The organism is Frankia sp. AgB1.9 (assembly GCF_016786355.1).
In the GTDB taxonomy this organism is placed as follows: domain Bacteria; phylum Actinomycetota; class Actinomycetes; order Frankiales; family Frankiaceae; genus Pseudofrankia.
Genome location: NZ_JADWYX010000059.1, coordinates 37,878 through 54,111, shown reverse-complemented (window position 1 = coordinate 54,111; position 16,234 = coordinate 37,878). Strand labels below are relative to the sequence as shown.

Below are 16,234 nucleotides of genomic sequence, written 5' to 3'. Positions count from 1 at the left end.
CTGCAGCCTCGGCCCGCGCGGCCCGAGGCTGCAGGACGGGGGCCGGAGGGCTGTTAGGTGTTCAGGTCGCGGAGTTCGCGCTTGAGGACCTTGCCCGAGGGGTTGCGGGGGAGCGCCTCGATGAACGTCACGGCCTTGGGCACCTTGAACTTCGCGAGGCTGCCGCGGCAGTGCTCGACCAGCTCGTCCGCGGTCACCGAGGTTCCCGGCCGCAGCGCGACGAACGCCACCGGCACCTCGCCCCACTTCTCGTCCGGGCGGCCGATGACGGCGGCCTCCAGCACCGCCGGGTGTTCGTAGAGGACACGCTCGACCTCGGAGCCGGCGATGTTCTCGCCGCCAGACAGGATCATGTCCTTGAGCCGGTCGACGATGAAGACGTAGCCGTCCTCGTCGCGGATGCCGATGTCGCCGGTGTGGAACCAGCCACCGACGAAGGCCCGGTTCGTCGCCTCGGGGTCGCGCCAGTAGCCCTTGAAGACCTTCGGGCCGCGCAGGACGATCTCGCCGGCCTCGCCGGCGGGCAGCGAGCGGCCGGCGTCGTCCCAGATGTCGAGCTCCAGGTACAGGCATTCGCGCCCGACGCTGCCGCGCTTGGCCCTGATACTGGCGGCGTCGAGGAACGTGTCGCCGGAGACCGTCTCGGTGAGGCCGTAGGCGTCGGCGAACCAGGCCGACGGGAACACCTTCTGGATGCGGTCGATCAGGGGTAGTGGCATCTTCTCGCCGCCGCCGATCAGGACGCGGACGCTGGACAGGTCGCGGTCCTCGATCCCGGGCAGGTCGAGGATCGCGCGGACCATCGCCGGAGCCAGCCAGACGACCGTGATCCGCGCGGCCTCGATGTCGTCGACCGCGCGGGCCGCGTCGAACGTCCGGTGGATGTGGGTCGTCCCGCCCACGGCGATGATCGAAGTGGTCACCAGGTCGAGCGCGCCGACGTGGTAGAGCGGGCCGCAGGCGAGGCCGATGTCCGCCGCGGTAAAGCCGAACTCGGTGATGTGAGCGTAGTTCTTCCAGGCGAGGTTGGCGTAGGTGATCATCACGCCCTTGGGACGCCCGGTCGTCCCCGAGGTGTACATGAGCCGCTGGATGTCGTCGCCGGCGACCTGCCGCCGTTCGGCCGAGTCGGCCGAGCCCGCCCAGCCCGCGACCAGGTCGTCGAACCGCGTCCACCCGTCCGGCGCCAGCGGTGCCCGCACGACGCGCACGAGGTCGGGGAGCTGCTTGGTCGCGTCGCCTCCGAGGGCGAGCAGGTCCTCGTCCACCACGAGCGCGCGGGCCTGGGCGTGGTCGAGGATGTACTCCAGCTCAGGCGCCGCGAGCCGCCAGTTGAGCGGCATGACGACCGCGCCGAGGTAGTTGGCCGCGAAGATCGTCGTCAGGAAGTCCGTGCTGTTGTAGGCCAGCAGCGCGACGACGTCACCCCGGCCGATGCCACGCTCCCGCAGGCCTGCGGCGACGGCCGTGGCGCGGTCGAGCGCCTGCCGGTAGGTCACCGTCTCGCCCTCGTACTGGGCGAATGCCTTCTCGGGAGCGCGGGCCGCGTGGTGCTCCAGGACGCCGACCCAGTTCATGTCCGGAGTACTCATCTCGCCTGCCCTCGGTTTGACTGCCCGGTACAAACAGCGTGACGGTAGCGGCATCGAGCCGCCGATTCAATGGTCGATACCACCCGGCCCGGGGCGGGACCTTGACTCCTTGACCCTCCTGGAGGGGTCGGATACGGTCAGCTCCTCTATGGACCGGTTGGTACAAAAGATCGGTGCGGGCACCACCGTAACCGGTGCGGGCACTACTGCGATGTGGCTGTAGGAGACATGGGACAAGCACGCGTCGACATCGTCATCGTGGGTGCGGGCATCCTCGGGATCAACCAGCTCTACCGTGCGCGCCAGGACGGGTACTCCGTGCAGCTGCTGGAACAGGGCGACGGCGTCGGCGGTACGTGGTACTGGAACCGTTACCCGGGGTGCCGTTTCGACTCGGAGAGCTATACCTACGGTTACCTCTTCTCCCCGGAACTCTGGCGGGACTGGGAGTGGACCGAGGAGTTCGCCGGCCAGCCCGAGACCGAGCGCTACGTCAACCATGTGGTCGACCGGTTCGACCTGCGTGAGTCGATCCGGTTCGGCAGCAAGGTCGTCGCCGCGGACTGGGACGAGGAGTCGCGGACCTGGACCACGCGGACCGAGGACGGTCACGTCGTCCGGTCCACCTACCTGATCAGCACGACCGGTGTGCTCTCGGTGCCGTTCTACCCGGACATCCCCGGCCGCGAGACGTTCACCGGCGAGCAGTACCACACCGGGCGCTGGCCGGCGACGCCCGTGGACCTCGCCGGAAAGCGGGTCGCGGTCATCGGGACGGGTTCCAGCGGTGTGCAGGTCGCGCCGCTGATCGCCGACGAGGCCGCCTCGCTGACCGTGTACCAGCGCACCCCGTCGTGGTGCACCCCGCTGAACAACCACCCGATCTCGGCCGAGCAGCAGGCCGAGCTCAAGGGCAGCTACGAGAAGATTCGCGACGCCCTCGCGGTGGCGGTCGCCGGCTTCCTGCACGAGTCCTCCGGCCGCAAGACCTTCGACGACTCGAAGGACGACCGCTGGGCGTTCTACGAGACCATCTGGAACAGCCCCGGCTTCGCCAAGATGTCCAGTAACTATGACGACATGGTGCTGGACCCGAAGGCGAACAAGGAGTGGTGCGACTTCCTCGAGGAGAAGATCCGGGGAATCGTCGCCGACCAGTCTGTCGCCGACCGGCTCGTTCCCGACCACGGTTACGGTGCCCTGCGGCCGCCGTTCGTCGTCGGCTTCTACGAGATGTTCAACAAGCCGAACGTCGAGCTGGTCTCGACCCGGCAGACGCCGTTCGTCCGGATCACGCCGACCGGCATCGAGACGACCGACGGGCTGCGCGAGTTCGACCTCATCGTCTGGGCGACCGGCTTCGACTTCGGTACCGGCGCGATGCTGCGGATGGGCATCAGCGGCGCGGGCGGCCTGTCGCTGAACGAGTACTGGGCCGACGGCCCGCGCACCTTCCTCGGCCTCATGTGCCACCAGTTCCCGAACTTCTTCTTCCCGGGTGGCCCGCACGGCGCGGCGGGCAACAACCCGCGCTACGGCGGCGACCAGGTCGACTTCGTCGCCGACCTGCTGAACCACGCGCGCGATCGTGGTGAGAACCGCGTCGAGGTCCCGCTGGAGGTCGAGGAGCGGTGGGCCGACACGATGGCGAAGGCCCTGCCGTACTCCAGCTTCGTAGAGCACGGCCAGTACTACGGGGAGAACGTGCCGGGCAAGCCGCGCCGGTTCCTGCTGAACCCGGCCGGCCGCCCGGTGCTGCTGCGGGTGATGACGAAGACCGCCGAGGGCGACTACGCGGGCTTCCTTGCCTGACCCGAACGTCGACCGGGCCGGGGCCGCCACTCGGTGGCCCCGGCTCTCGGTCCGGTCAGAGGAAGACCAGCTCGCGGCTCTCGAACAGCCACGCGTCGCCGTCCTGGCGCAGCCGGTCGGTGTAGCGGCCGACGAGCCGGACCGACCAGCCCTTCTCGCCCTTGACGAGGAAGAGCAGGTCGCTCGTCGCCTTGGCCGACTTGCCATCGAAGTCGCTGATCAGGATGTTGGTGACGACGTGTCGCTGGACCCGGTCCGAGGTGAGGGCGGAGTATGTCGCCCGGATGCCCTCGTGGCCCCGGGCCGGTTCCGCGCCCGGGAAGGACGCCCAGCCGTCGGGCAGGAACGTGGCGACGATGTCCTCGGTGCGGGCGTCGTCCACCGCCTGCGCATAGGCCGCGATGGTGTCCCGGATCCGCGCCGCGGCGTCGCCGTAGTCGGAGCTCATCTTGCCGTCTCCCGTTGGTCGTTTGACTGACCGGTCGGTCCAACAAAGACTAGCCCAGCTCCACAGCCGAGAGGAACGGTAGCCAGCCGATGAGCAGGTTCACCTTCGACGGTCGCGTCGTGGCCGTGACGGGCGCCGGGCGCGGCATCGGCCGTGCGTACGCGGTGCTGTTCGCCCAGCTCGGGGCCCAGGTCGTCGTCAACGACCTGGGCGGCGGCCCAACCGGAGAGGGTGCCAACACAGCGCCGGCGACGAAGGTCGTCGACCGGATCCGCGCCGCCGGCGGCGCCGCGGTCGCGAACTTCAGCGACGTCTCGACGGCCGAGGGCGGCCAGTCGGTCATCGACGCGGCGCTCGCGGAGTTCGGGCGCATCGACGTCGTCGTCAACAATGCCGGGAACATGGTGTGGGCGGGCCTGCCCGATGCCGACCTGGCGAACCTCGAATCCCACCTGAACGTGCACGTGAAGGGCTCGTTCAACACCGCCCGCGCCGCGTGGCCGCACATGCTGGAGCAGGACTACGGGCGCATCGTGCTGACGACGTCCATCGGCATGTTCGGGCTGGAGGACAACCTCGGCTACGCGACGGCGAAGGCCGCCATGTTCGGCATGGCCAGGAGCATGACCGCGTCGGCCGCCGGCAAGAACATCAAGGTGAACTGCATCGGCCCGAACGCGTTGACGCGGCTGGCCGGAAAGCCGGGCGGCGAGGCGGCCAGCAGCGACTTCAAGCCGATCCCGGAGCTGGATCCCGCCGCGGTCGCGCCGATGGTCGCCTACCTCGGTCATGAGAGCTGCGACGTCAGCGGCGAGGTGTACCTGGCCGGCGGCGGCCGGTTCTCCCGGCTTTTCGTCGGCGTCACCGACGGCTATCTCAGCCCTGACCCGGCCCACGTCGGCGTCGAGGACGTGGCCGCCAACTGGGCGGCCATCAACGACGAGAAGGGCTACTACGTGCCCACCGACCCGGTGGACTGGTCGGCCCACTTCATGGCCCACCTCTTCCCGGCCGAATGACCGAGCCAGCCCAGTGACCGAGCCAGCCCAGTGACGGCCGCGCCTGGCCGGGATGGCTTTTCGGGTCCTTCAATCGGCCAGGTCTAGAAAATTCGGTACTGCACGTCGAGACTCGGCCCAGCGGCCGCGCGGCCGTGCGGATATCGGAGGTGGCTGTATGCCGAGCGAGGCGCCTACCGTCCTGACCACCCACGGCACCATACGGGGCACCGCCGCCGGCGGCGTCCACGCCTTCAAGGGCATTCCGTACGCGGCGCCGATCGCGGGGCCTGCCCGGTTCGAGGCGCCGGGGGAGCCCGAGCGCTGGGATGGGACGCGGGACGCGAGCCGGTTCAGCCCGGGCGTCCCGCAGCCGGCGTTCGTCGGCGCGCCGCCGCCGCTGTGGACACCGGGTGACGGCGACGACTGCCTGAGCGTGAACGTCTGGACGCCCGACCCGGGGTCGGCCGGCCTGCCGGTCCTGGTCTGGCTCTACGGCGGCGCGTTCATCATCGGCTCCAGCAGCCAGCCCGACTACGACGGCGCGATACTGGCCGCCGGTGGCGCGGTCGTGGTGACCCTGAACTACCGGGTCGGCCTGGAGGGCTTCGGCGCGCTGCCCGGCCGGCCCGCCAACCGCTGGCTGCGCGACCAGCTCGCCGCGCTGCGCTGGGTCCAGGACAACATCGCGGCGTTCGGCGGTGACCCTGCCAACGTGACGGTGTTCGGCCAGTCTGCCGGGGCTACGTCCGTCGTGACCCTGGTCGCCGCCGAGGCCGGCCGCGGGCTGTTCCGCCGAGCGATCGGGCAGAGTGTCGCCGGCACCGTGAAGACCGAGGACGAGGCCCTCGCGGTCACCGGGCGGATCGCCGCGGCGCTCGGGGTGCCCGCCACCGACGAGGGCTTCGCCGCCGTCCCGGCCGAGGCGATCCACGCCGTGCAGGGCCGGCCGGGCGAGATCACCCCGTACGGGCCGGTGCTCGACGGCGAGCTGGTCCTCGGGCTGCCCTGGCATCACCTGCGCGGCGAGGTCGACCTGGTCGTCGGCTTCACCAGGGACGAGTTCCGGCTGTTCGCCATGCTGGAGGGGCTCACCGAGGCGGACCCGGTGGCGACCGCGGCCGGCGTCGGCCTGCCGCCCTCGGCGCTGGCCGAGTACCGCGCGGCCCACCCCGGCATCTCCGACCTCGACCTGCACAACCTCATCCTGAGCGACCGGATCTTCCGGATGCCGTCGCTGTGGTGCGCGCGCCACCACCCCGGCCGGGCGTTCTGCTACGAGTTCACCTGGCCGTCGCCTGCGTTCGGCGGCGCGCTCGGCGCCTGTCACGGCATCGAGGTCGGCCTGACGTTCGGCAATCTGGCCGGCGGGCTGACCGAACTGCTGCTCGGCAGCCCGACGCCGCCCGAGGCTGCCGTGCTGTCGAAGGAGATCCGCAAGGCCTGGCTCGCGTTCGCCGCGGACGGTGACCCCGGGTGGCCCGCGTTCGGCTCCGCCGACGGTGGTGTGGTCGGCTCCGCCGAGGGTGGTGTGGTCGGCTCCGCCGACGGTGGTGTGGTCGGCTCCGCCGAAGGTGGCGTGGCTGGCTCCGCCGAGGGCGGACTGGTCCGCCGCTGGGACGTTCCGATCGACGTCGTCGCTGACCCCGAGCCCGTCTCCCGCCGGATCTGGGAGCCGTTCCTCGGCTGAGGCCACTCGATCCCTTGAGAGCCGGTCCGTGGGGTGCTAGACAGCGAGCAGACGTGCTTGGCGGTCGCTCAGCATGATCTTGTGGAGCCGTGGCGGCGGCCCGCGCGACAGAACAGCGAGGGAACGATGGCGGGAAGAGTCGAGGGCAAGGTCGCTTTCATCACCGGCGCCGCGCGCGGCCAGGGGCGTGCCCACGCCGTCCGGTTGGCCCAGGAGGGCGCCGACATCATCGCGATCGACGTCTGCCAACAGCTGCCGCGGGTGGCGTTCGCGATGTCGACGCCGGAGGACCTGGCCGAGACGGTCCGGCTCGTGGAGAAGACCGGCCGGCGCATTCACGCCGTGCAGGCGGACGTGCGCGACTACGACGCGATGAAGACCGTGGTGGACGACGGGGTGGCCGAGTTCGGCCGGCTCGACATCGTCATCGCGAACGCGGGCATCGGTCCCAACGGCTCGCTGATGCACAAGATGGACCACCAGACCTGGCAGGACACGATCGACATCAACATGACCGGTGTCTTCCTGTCCACGAAGGTCGCGATCCCGCACATCATCGCCGGCCGGCGGGGCGGCTCGATCGTGCTGACCAGCTCGGTCGGCGGGCTGTCGGCCAACCAGTTCGTCGGCCACTACGTCACGGCCAAGCACGGCGTGGTCGGCATCATGCGGACCCTGGCGCTGGAGCTCGGCCGGCACAGCATCCGGGTCAACTCGCTGCATCCCACCCAGGTGAGCACGCCGATGGTGCTGCACGACCTCACCTACAAGATGTTCTGCCCCGAGCTGGAGAACCCGACCGTCGACGACTTCGCGGCACGGTCGCAGGCCCTGCACGTGCTGCCGACGCCGTGGGTGGACGCCGAGGACATCGCCAACGCTGCGCTGTTCCTGTGCTCCGACGAGGCCCGGTTCATCACCGGCGTGACCCTGCCGGTCGACGCCGGCACGCTGATCAAGTAGCCGCGGGCGGACACCAGCTGCGGGGTGCCGGCCGACCGAGAGGCCCGGCCGGCACCCCGCGGGTGCCCCGCGACTCCCGGCCCGGCTCGGTCCCGGGACGATTTGGGCAACTGTTCGACATTGCACTGAGCATCCGTCTAGCGTTGCCGAGGCGGCCGCTTCAGGTGATCTACCTGCGCCGTTCCGCGGGCTCGGGCGCCTGGTGGCTCATTTTCTGGCCCGTAGCGGCCTAAAGCATGGGAGATGGTCGATGACGGCGATCATGCACGGTGTTCGGATCCTCGAGGTCGCCGAGCACACCTTCGTCCCGGCGGCGTCCGCGCTGCTGGCCGACTGGGGCGCCGAGGTCATCAAGATCGAGCACGTCGAGCGCGGCGACGCGATGCGGGGCCTCGCGTCCAGCGGTGTGGTCGACCTGCCCTCCGACGTCCACGTGCTCCTGGAACACTCCAACCGCGGCAAGCGCAGCCTCGGCCTGGACCTGACCAGCGAGGCGGGACTCGACATCCTGCACAAGCTGATCGCCACGTCGGACGTCTTCCTGACCAACAAGCTGCCCCGGGTCCGGAACAAGCTCAAGATCGACCTGGACTCCGTACGAGCGCACAATCCGCGGATCATCTACACCAGCGGCACCGGCCAGGGCGAGGAAGGCCCTGACGCCGACCGTGGCTCGTACGACTCGCTGGCCTTCTGGGCCCGGTCCGGCACGGCCGTCGGGCTCAGCCGGCCCGAGTACGGCCAGGTGGTCTCGCCGCCCGGGCCGGGGTTCGGTGACTCGATCGGCGCGATGACGATCGCCGGCGGGATCATGGGGGCGCTGTTCCACCGGGAGCGGACCGGCGAGACGACCGAGGTCGACGTCTCGCTGCTGGGCACCGGGATGTGGGCGATGGGCCAGGCGTTCGCGCTGTCACTCCTGATGAACGTGCCCTGGCAGCCGCCGCCGGCGGAGATGATGCGGACGAACCCGCTGGTCGCCAACTACCAGACCGCGGACGGTCGCTGGGTCTCGCTGTGCTGCCTGCAGGCGGGCAAGTACTGGCCGGCGCTGAGCGCGGCCGTCGGCCGGCCCGAGCTGGCGACCGACCCCCGGTTCGACAGCCACCAGACGCTGATGGCGAACGGCCTGGAGGCCGGGGACGTCCTGCGCTCGGTGTTCCGCGCGCGGCCGCTGGCCGAGTGGCGGGAGCTGCTCGCGGACTTCGACGGCCAGTGGACCGTCGTCCAGGACACCCTGGAGGCGGCGGCCGACCCGCAGTCGGTCGCGAACGGCTACATCCAGGACACCGAGACCGCGGCCGGCAAGCCGTTCCAGATGGTCGCCGCACCGGTGCGGTTCGGCGGGAAGGCGGCGCCCGCGGGGCACGCTCCCGAGTTCAACGAGCACGGCGACGAGATCCTCGCCGAGCTCGGCTTCGACTGGGACGCCATCGTGGAGCTGAAGGTCAACGGCGTCGTCGCCTAGGCAGACGGCCGGGTGGCCCGGCTCCCGCGCGGAGCCGGGCCACTCCGGTCAGCCCTTGGCGCGGTACTGGACCTGGATCTCGGTGAAGCCGGCCAGGCCCCAGGGGCCGTTCTCCACCCCGAGACCGCTCCACTTGAACCCGCCGAACGGCTGGTGCGGGCCGAGGGCGACATGGGCGTTGACCCAGGCCGTCCCACAGTCGAGGCGCTCGGCGACGGCGCCCGCCCGGTCGGGGTCGGCGGACCAGACCGAGCCGGACAGGCCGAACATCGTGGCGTTGGCGCGGGCGACGACCTCGTCGATGTCCCGGTAGGGGATGACGGGCAGCGCCGGGCCGAACTGCTCCTCGTCGACGATTCGGGTGCCCTCGGCGGCGCCGGTGAGCACGGTCGGCTGGTAGAAGAAGCCGGGCCCGTCAATGGGCGCCCCCCCGGTGGCGGCCTTCGCGCCGCCCGCGAGCGCCTCGGCGACCAGGTCGCGGACCCGCTCGAACTGGGGCCGGTTCTGCACCGGGCCGAGCTCCGTCTCCGGGTCCATGCCGTCGCCGACCTTCGCCGCGGCGGCCCGCGCGGCCAGCGCCTCCACGACGGCGTCGTGCAGCGACTCGGGCACGTAGACGCGCTTGATGGCCGAGCAGATCTGCCCGCTGTTGTCGAAGGCTCCGGCGAACAGCTTCCCGGCGATCGCGGCGGGGTCGACGTCGTCGAGCAGGATCGCCGGGTCGTTGCCGCCGAGCTCCAGCGTCACGCGCTTGAGGTCAGGGGCCGCGGACGTCGCGATGTGCTTCCCGGTCGCGACCGAGCCGGTGAAGCTGATCTTGCGGGGGACCGGGTGGGAGGTCATCCACCGGCCCAGCTCGTCGCCGCCGGAGACGACGTTCAGGACGCCGGGCGGGAGCACCTCGCTGAGGATCTCGGCCATCAGCAGCGTGCTGCGCGGGGTGAACGGCGACGGCTTGAGCACCATCGTGTTGCCGGCGAGCAGCGCCGGGGCGATCTTCCAGGTCGCGAGCATGACCGGGAAGTTCCACGGGGTGATCGCGGCGACGACGCCGATCGGGCGGCGCACCACCTCGGCGCGAGCGCGCGCGTCGTCCTGGATGACCTCGCGCGTGAACGGCAGGTTGGCGAAGTACTTCAGCCAGTAGCTGGAGCCCGCCGCCTCCATGTACGCCGACTTCAGCGGCTTGCCCTGCTCGGCGGTCAGGACCGGGGCGATCCGGTCGCCCGCGGCCCGCATAGCCGCCGAGGCGGCCTTCAGCGCCGCGCGCCGGGCGTCCTCGTCCTGGCGCCAGCTCACGAAGGCCTTCGACGCGGCGGCGAACGCCTCGTCGAGCTGCTCGCGCGAACAGTCCGGCGCCTCGGCGTGGACCGCGCCCGTCGCGGGGTTGACGACACCGAAGGTAGACGGCGCCGCTCGGCGCTCACCGTCGATGATCATCGAAACGTCGGTCATGAGACCCTCCGCGGTCGGCGTCGGCGTGCCGGCCACGGATCGGCGGCACTGAACGTCTGATTAACGCGTGGCCGGCCCGAGGGTCAAGAGGTTCGACGGAGGCTCGCTCGGAACCAGCGCCGAGACCGGGCTTCCTCGTCGGGTCGTCCCGGCCGTCGCGAGGCTCGTCCACGCGTACCGCCACGACGCCGCGATCCGGCCGGCCGACGGTGTCCGGCCGCCCGTCACCGGGCGTCGCCTGCCGGTCCGAAATCGGTGTCCGCCATTCCTGCCGGCCGTCATTCCGTGGATTGTCTGTGGGGCGAGCCGTAGGATCTGTTCATGACGGGAATTGCCGCGCCGGTCGGTCACCTGACGTGGCCGGAGCGTATTGACGAGCTCGCCGCGGCCGATCCGGAAATCATTGCCCTGAGGACCACCGCTTTAGGGGGCGAAACCCTTACCTGGGGCGCGCTCGCCCGGCGCAGTATCCGCGCGGCCGCACACCTGAACGAGCGCGATATTCGCCCGGGAGACGTCGTCTGCGTCGAGCTGCCCAATGGCTCCGCACACGTCCTGTGCACGCTCGGGGCCTGGCGGCTGGGTGCCACGGTGCTGCCGCTGCGCCCGGACCTGCCGGCACCGGAACGTCAGCGCCTCATCGCGCTCGCCTGCGCCGCCGTCGTCATCGTGGACCGCGAGCCCCGCGCCGACCAGGAGATTTCCGCCGCGCGGCTGCTGGGCGACGACGAGGGACCGGCTGCTGCGCTCCCACCCGTCGTGGCGAACCCGGCCTGGCTCATCGCCTCGGGCGGCTCGACCGGGGCGCCGAAGCTGATCGCCTCCTCGGCGTCGACGGTGGTGCCCGCCGGCGCGCGTTCGGTCGGCGCCGCGCTTTTCCACGAGAACGGTGGCGCGCGCCAATCCGTCAGTCCTGTCAATCTGGTCTGCTCGCCGCTTTACCATACCCAGGGCTTCGCCATGCTGCACCACACCCTGGTCGATGGTTACCGGAACGTTCTGGTCTCTCGTTTCGACGCGGAAGTGGTGCTGGATCTCATCGAGTCCGAGCGGGTCATGATGGCGGCATTCGTGCCGACCATGTTGATCCGTTTGTTGCGCAGCCCGAGTATCCGGGACCGGGACCTGTCCAGCCTCAGCCGGGTCATCCAGGGCGCCGGCGCCTGCCCCGAGTGGGTGGTCCGAGAATGGATCGACCTGGTCGGCCCGGAGCGCTTCATCATGGGCTACGGATCGTCGGAAGGGGTCTGCAGCGCCCAGATCCGCGGGGACGAATGGCTACGCCACCCGGGCAGCGGCGGGCGCCCGACGGGAACCGAGGTCCTCGTCGTCGGCGAGGACGGCACACCCGTGCCGGCCGGCGAGGTCGGCGAGCTCTACTTCCGTCCGGTCCAGGGGACCCGCGAGGTCCGCTACGTCGGCGCCGCCGCGCCGCGCTCCCTACCCGGTGGCTACCTCTCGATCGGGGACCTCGGCCGGGTGGACGAGGACGGCTACCTCTACATCGCCGACCGCCGAACCGACATGGTCAAGACCGGCGGCGCCAACGTCTACGTCTCCGAGGTCGAGGCGGCGCTGCTGCGCCACCCCGACGTCGAGGACGCCGTCGTGATCGGCCTGCGCGACCCCGAGTGGGGCCGGCGGGTCCACGCGATCGTCCAGCCGCGCCCCGAGGCTGAGCGCGACGGCCTCACCGACGCGCTGCGCGCACACTGCCGCGGCCACCTCGCGCACTACAAGGTGCCCAGAACCTTCGAGCTCGTAGACGACGTCGGCCGCGCCGAGTCCGGCAAGATCAACCGCCGCACCCTCGCCGAGCTGAGAGAGGACACGCCTACCGCTCCAGCCAGTCCTCGGCCAGGGCTGGCGTCGAACTGTTGAGGGTGAGCGCAGGTCAGACGTCGAGGGTCGTGACGTCGTAGGCGCGGATGGACGCGTCGCGGGTCGCGAGGGTCAGGTCCTCGCACTGAGCCTGGGCGATGAGCATGCGGTCGAACGGGTCGCGGTGTAGTAGCGGGAGCCGGCCCGCGGCCACGGCGTGCTCGAAGGTGATCTGTAGAGCGCGGAAACCGCAGCCTCGGATCTGTTCGGCGAGGTCCGTCGGGGCCTTGAGCTTGCCGGTCGACTGCTTGATCCCGACCTCCCACAGCGTCGCCGCGCTGACGTAGACGTCGGGCTCGTGGTCCAGCCGCTCCTTGACGTCGTCCGTGAGCGTCGTGGCGTCGGTTAGCCACCAGAGCACGACGTGGGTGTCGAGGAGGAGGCTCACTCGTCGGCCAGGCCGAAATCGGTGCCGATGGCGGCGTTTGTCTCGGCCGTGTCCCAGTCATCCGCGAGGACGAGCGTGCCGCGCAGCGACCCGCGCCCGGTCCGATTCACGGAACGGCGCAGCGGGACGACCTTGGCCACCGGCGTACCGGCTCGGCTGATGATGATCTCCTCGCCCTGTTCGACTCGGTCGACGATGCGTGACAGGTTCGTCTTGGCGTCGTGGATGTTGAACTGCATGGCGGGTTCGGACATCAGCCCCACCTCCTTAGCTAACACCTTAGCCCGCTAGCGACGAGGACGCGGAGATGCGCCGGCTCCCGACATCATCGAAGAGATCCGTGCTGGGTCGCCCGGCGCCGCACGACCGGCGCCCGCCTGGACGCGGTGCGGCGACCTGCTCACGGCCACCACCGCTGCACCCGAAGCACCGCCTCAGCTACACCCACGCCGGCCACGTCCGGATCGACTGTCCCCGCTGTAAGAACCGAAGAGATGATGTTGGCGACAGCCGCTCTCCCAGTCCGTGCCGCGGCGGCCAACGCCGATATAAGGACGGCGGGTTGTTGATCGTTTGGAAGGTGCGGTGCCAACACGGTCAGCGCCTCGGCTCGGCGGTCGGGCTGATCGATAGCGGCGGCGGCGTTCAGGGCCTGTTCGAGCGCGACGGCCCGCTGATCACCAGACAGGCCTGCTGCCAGTGTCGTCAATTCCTTGGCTCGGTATTCTGGCGACTCGATCAGGGCCTGCTCAAGTGATTTCAGGGCCTGACCGAACCACTCCTCAACTGCGTGCGGTGCGTGCTCCGTCACCACCCCGCTCCTGCTTGTCGGCGCGTCGATAGCAGTAGCGAGGTTCAGAGCCGGTCCAAGCAACTCGTCGGGCAGGTGTGGAACCAGCGCCGTCAACATCTCGGATTGATCGTCCGGCCAGGGGATAGCGGTTGCGGCGTCCAGGGCCTGCCCGAACACAACCGAACGCCGATCTCCAGGCATGTATTCAGCCAGCGCCATCAGCAATTCGGCGCGGACCTTCGGGTTGTTAATGGTGGTGGCGGCATTCAGGGCCTTCTCTAGCAGCTCGGTGCGCTGATCTTCAGGCAGGTGTGGTGCCAGCGCCGTCAATACCCGAGCCCGGTCCTCGGGTTGGTCGACAAAAGCACCAATAGCGACGTTCAGCATCAGCCCGCGCAAGTCGTCGAGCAGGTCCGGCCCCAGCTGAATCGGCGTGTGGACAGTGCTCTCCGGCCAGTCCACGACGGCGGTGCCGCCCAGCGATTGCCAGTGCTGGCCGTCGGGCAGGTGCGGTGCCAGCTCCATCAGCGCCCGATCTCGTTCGTCAGAGTGGTCAATGGCGGTGGCGGCATTCAGGGCTTGCTCTAGCAGCTCGGCGCGTTGACCTTCAGGCAGGCACGGTGCCAGCGCCGTCAAAACCCGAGCCCGATGCGCCGGTAGGTCGAAAGCGGTAGCGGCATTCAGCGCGAACCCGAGCAGCTCGTAGGGCAGGTGCGGCGCCAGCATCGTCAGGGCCCATGCCCGCTCGTATGACCCGGTGATAGCGATTGCGGCGTTCAGGGCTTGGCGGAGCACGGCAGGACGCTGATCCTGAGGCTGGTGGGGTGCCAGCGTGATCAGGGCCTCTGCGCGTCGAGCAGGGTCGGGGATCGCCCGGGCGAATGTCAGCGCACGGGCAGGAGACCACATGCGAGCCTCGACGAGGCGAGTTAGATGCCATGCCCGCATGTTCGCGGCGATACTGGTGATCGAGCCGAGAATCAAGGCGTAGCTGGCCAGGCGAACGAAGACCTGGGGGTCAGTGGTCTGCCGGCTGCCGGCGTAGTGCCAGGCCGCGTCGAGATCCGTGAGGTAGGTGGCGGTGGTGTCCTGGTTTTCGTGGGTGGCGTACCAGACGCTCTCCGGCCGTCCGTCGGGCGTGGTCCGTTCGGCCGCTAGGAGCTGGTCGACTGCGGCCGGGTCGTCGGCCGCGATCAGATGGGTAACGAGGTTCGTGAGTCCATAGCGATCGACACCGTCGCGCGCTGGGACCTCGGGGAGCCGGGGTAGCGGCGGCGCGGCTTCGAGTCCGCCCCAGCGATTCAGTAGCCAGGTCGCGAGTTGGCCGTGCAGTGTTCGCACTTGCTCCTTGGTGAGCGAGCCTCGGGTGTACTCGACGAGCAAGTCGTGGACCCGGACCGCGCCGGACTCCGGGTCGATCTGTACGAGCGAGCGCTGCTCAAGCTGGCTGATCAGGTCGGCGGCGGCAAGCTCACCCAGCCCACTGGTCGTCTGCCACAGACCGATCACCAAGGCCTCAGGGACCGTGCTGCGTCCTCCAAAGACAGCCAGCTCCTGGAACCGCAGTGCCTGCTCCGCCGGCAGCGCCGCGACCGAGGCGTCGATCGCCGCGAACAGCGTCGGATGTGGGTAGCCCCTGAACGTGCCGGGCACCGCGATGAGGCTAGCCAGTCGCAACCGCTCGGCGACCCGTTCCCACCGTCCCCGGTTCGTCGCCACCATCGCGCCGACCAGCGCCAGCGCCAGCGCCAGACCGCCGCAACGGGCGAGCAACTCGTCCGCTATTGGCGGCAGACCGCCCACTGGGCGCTGCGCGTAGGACGCCAGCATCCGCCGCGCTGTGTCGTGGTCAAGCTCGGCCACGTCGTGAACTGTCGTACCCGTGTATAAGGTGTACCGGTCCTTCGACCGGCAGGTCACCAGCAGCCGCACCCCCGACGGCGCATCGAATGCGTCCAGCACGCTGACGTCCCATACGTCGTCCAGCACGATCAGTGCTCGCGCTCCCGTCAACAACGCACGCAGACGCCGGATCCCTTCCTCGGCGTCCCGCACCGGCGCCGGGTCTCCGAACAGCGTCAGCACCTTGGCCAGCCTGTTCGCCACCACCGGGCTTTGGCCAATCCCGACCCACGCCACCCCATCAGGGAACGCCTCGGCGACGACCCGATCCTGCGCGACCGCCGCGGCCAACGTCGACTTTCCCGCGCCACCCATCCCGACCAGCGCGACCACCTGCCCCGCGGCCGGATCCCGCAGAAGCTCGCCGACCCTTTCCGCGTCGACCTCTCGTGGCACAAACCGAACGGGCAACTGCGGCAGCAGGTCCACCGGTGGCACCTGCCGAAGCCGAGCCGCCAGGGTCCCGGTTCCGGCTACGAACACGTGGTTACCCGAGTAGCCCTCGGCCGCCGCAGCGAACAACAGGTGTCGCCCGTTGGTCACCCGCCCGGCAGCCAGTTCCTTGGCCACCTCACGCCAGAACTGCATCGCATCCTCTGGCTGCCAGCCGGGAATCCGCTCCGGAGGCCAGCCCGCTTCCTCAAGCACGTGCCGCGCCGCCAGTGGGGTCGCGAACACACGCGCGAACTCCGCGATCTCCTCGCGCGACAGGCCCTCCACCGGCCGCCACCCCCGTAACGCTCCGCTGGCAGCCGCCCAGGGCCGCAAACGCGAAGGTCATCATCTCACCACCGACGGCGCGGTCGCCGTCGGCTCTGGCCGAGGTGTCGTGGTCTGTGGGTGT

General features: G+C 70.0%; 12 protein-coding genes. 6 read left to right on the top strand and 6 right to left on the bottom strand.

The genetic code is table 11. The features are described 5' to 3' along the window. Positions 1–53: 53 nt before the first annotated feature. Entirely contained in the window at positions 54–1,592 is a 1,539-nt protein-coding gene (locus I6A60_RS23185) for a long-chain fatty acid--CoA ligase (RefSeq protein ID WP_238436033.1), read from the bottom strand. A gap of 228 nt (positions 1,593–1,820) precedes the next feature. Between I6A60_RS23185 and I6A60_RS23180 the strand changes: the two genes are divergently transcribed. Then, positions 1,821–3,404, top strand: coding sequence for an NAD(P)/FAD-dependent oxidoreductase (locus I6A60_RS23180; protein ID WP_203023701.1), 1,584 nt, complete (start codon positions 1,821–1,823; stop codon positions 3,402–3,404). A gap of 55 nt (positions 3,405–3,459) precedes the next feature. On the opposite strand, the gene I6A60_RS23175 is transcribed toward I6A60_RS23180, so the two are convergent. Next, a complete protein-coding gene (locus I6A60_RS23175) occupies positions 3,460–3,852 on the bottom strand; it encodes a nuclear transport factor 2 family protein (RefSeq protein WP_203023702.1) in 393 nt (130 codons plus the stop codon). A gap of 89 nt (positions 3,853–3,941) precedes the next feature. Here I6A60_RS23175 and I6A60_RS23170 point away from each other — a divergent pair, with 89 nt between their 5' ends. The 4 genes from I6A60_RS23170 to I6A60_RS23155 all read left to right on the top strand — a co-directional run bounded on the left by I6A60_RS23170 (position 3,942) and on the right by I6A60_RS23155 (position 8,971). After that, positions 3,942–4,871 (top strand): SDR family NAD(P)-dependent oxidoreductase, encoded by a 930-nt coding sequence (locus I6A60_RS23170; RefSeq protein WP_203023703.1) that lies wholly within the window; start codon positions 3,942–3,944, stop codon positions 4,869–4,871. Between the two features lie 157 nt (positions 4,872–5,028). Beyond that, positions 5,029–6,540 (top strand): carboxylesterase/lipase family protein, encoded by a 1,512-nt coding sequence (locus I6A60_RS23165; RefSeq protein WP_203023704.1) that lies wholly within the window; start codon positions 5,029–5,031, stop codon positions 6,538–6,540. Between the two features lie 126 nt (positions 6,541–6,666). Beyond that, a complete protein-coding gene (locus I6A60_RS23160; RefSeq protein WP_203023705.1) occupies positions 6,667–7,503 on the top strand; it encodes a mycofactocin-coupled SDR family oxidoreductase in 837 nt (278 codons plus the stop codon). 250 nt (positions 7,504–7,753) lie between these two features. Continuing rightward, on the top strand, positions 7,754–8,971 hold the full coding sequence (locus tag I6A60_RS23155; RefSeq protein ID WP_203042674.1) for a CaiB/BaiF CoA-transferase family protein: 1,218 nt from the start codon (positions 7,754–7,756) through the stop codon (positions 8,969–8,971). Positions 8,972–9,019: 48 nt separating this feature from the next. Here I6A60_RS23155 and I6A60_RS23150 read toward each other — a convergent pair whose 3' ends face one another. Then, positions 9,020–10,426, bottom strand: a complete 1,407-nt coding sequence (locus tag I6A60_RS23150) for an aldehyde dehydrogenase family protein (protein WP_203018811.1) — start codon at positions 10,424–10,426, stop codon at positions 9,020–9,022. Between the two features lie 321 nt (positions 10,427–10,747). Here I6A60_RS23150 and I6A60_RS23145 point away from each other — a divergent pair, with 321 nt between their 5' ends. Then, positions 10,748–12,307: a class I adenylate-forming enzyme family protein gene (locus I6A60_RS23145; RefSeq protein ID WP_203018813.1), complete on the top strand. Its 1,560-nt coding sequence runs from the start codon at positions 10,748–10,750 to the stop codon at positions 12,305–12,307. Between the two features lie 13 nt (positions 12,308–12,320). On the opposite strand, the gene I6A60_RS23140 is transcribed toward I6A60_RS23145, so the two are convergent. The 3 genes from I6A60_RS23140 to I6A60_RS23130 all read right to left on the bottom strand — a co-directional run bounded on the left by I6A60_RS23140 (position 12,321) and on the right by I6A60_RS23130 (position 16,110). Continuing rightward, the gene (locus tag I6A60_RS23140; protein WP_203018815.1) at positions 12,321–12,695 is read right to left on the bottom strand and encodes a type II toxin-antitoxin system VapC family toxin; all 375 of its coding nucleotides are present in this window, start codon (positions 12,693–12,695) and stop codon (positions 12,321–12,323) included. Beyond that, positions 12,692–12,949, bottom strand: coding sequence for a type II toxin-antitoxin system Phd/YefM family antitoxin (locus I6A60_RS23135; RefSeq protein ID WP_238436032.1), 258 nt, complete (start codon positions 12,947–12,949; stop codon positions 12,692–12,694). Before I6A60_RS23135 ends, I6A60_RS23140 begins: the two co-directional genes overlap by 4 nt. Before the next feature lie 146 nt (positions 12,950–13,095). Next, positions 13,096–16,110, bottom strand: coding sequence for an NB-ARC domain-containing protein (locus I6A60_RS23130; protein ID WP_203018817.1), 3,015 nt, complete (start codon positions 16,108–16,110; stop codon positions 13,096–13,098). Positions 16,111–16,234 lie beyond the last annotated feature (124 nt).

Excerpts from the sequence above, each read along its gene's own strand:
- I6A60_RS23185 (WP_238436033.1), bottom strand. The coding sequence starts at position 1,592 with ATGAGTACTCCGGACATGAACTGGGTCGGCGTCCTGGAGCACCACGCG.
- I6A60_RS23180 (WP_203023701.1), top strand. The coding sequence starts at position 1,821 with ATGGGACAAGCACGCGTCGACATCGTCATCGTGGGTGCGGGCATCCTC.
- I6A60_RS23175 (WP_203023702.1), bottom strand. The coding sequence starts at position 3,852 with ATGAGCTCCGACTACGGCGACGCCGCGGCGCGGATCCGGGACACCATC.
- I6A60_RS23170 (WP_203023703.1), top strand. The coding sequence starts at position 3,942 with ATGAGCAGGTTCACCTTCGACGGTCGCGTCGTGGCCGTGACGGGCGCC.
- I6A60_RS23165 (WP_203023704.1), top strand. The coding sequence starts at position 5,029 with ATGCCGAGCGAGGCGCCTACCGTCCTGACCACCCACGGCACCATACGG.
- I6A60_RS23160 (WP_203023705.1), top strand. The coding sequence starts at position 6,667 with ATGGCGGGAAGAGTCGAGGGCAAGGTCGCTTTCATCACCGGCGCCGCG.
- I6A60_RS23155 (WP_203042674.1), top strand. The coding sequence starts at position 7,754 with ATGACGGCGATCATGCACGGTGTTCGGATCCTCGAGGTCGCCGAGCAC.
- I6A60_RS23150 (WP_203018811.1), bottom strand. The coding sequence starts at position 10,426 with ATGACCGACGTTTCGATGATCATCGACGGTGAGCGCCGAGCGGCGCCG.
- I6A60_RS23145 (WP_203018813.1), top strand. The coding sequence starts at position 10,748 with ATGACGGGAATTGCCGCGCCGGTCGGTCACCTGACGTGGCCGGAGCGT.
- I6A60_RS23135 (WP_238436032.1), bottom strand. The coding sequence starts at position 12,949 with ATGTCCGAACCCGCCATGCAGTTCAACATCCACGACGCCAAGACGAAC.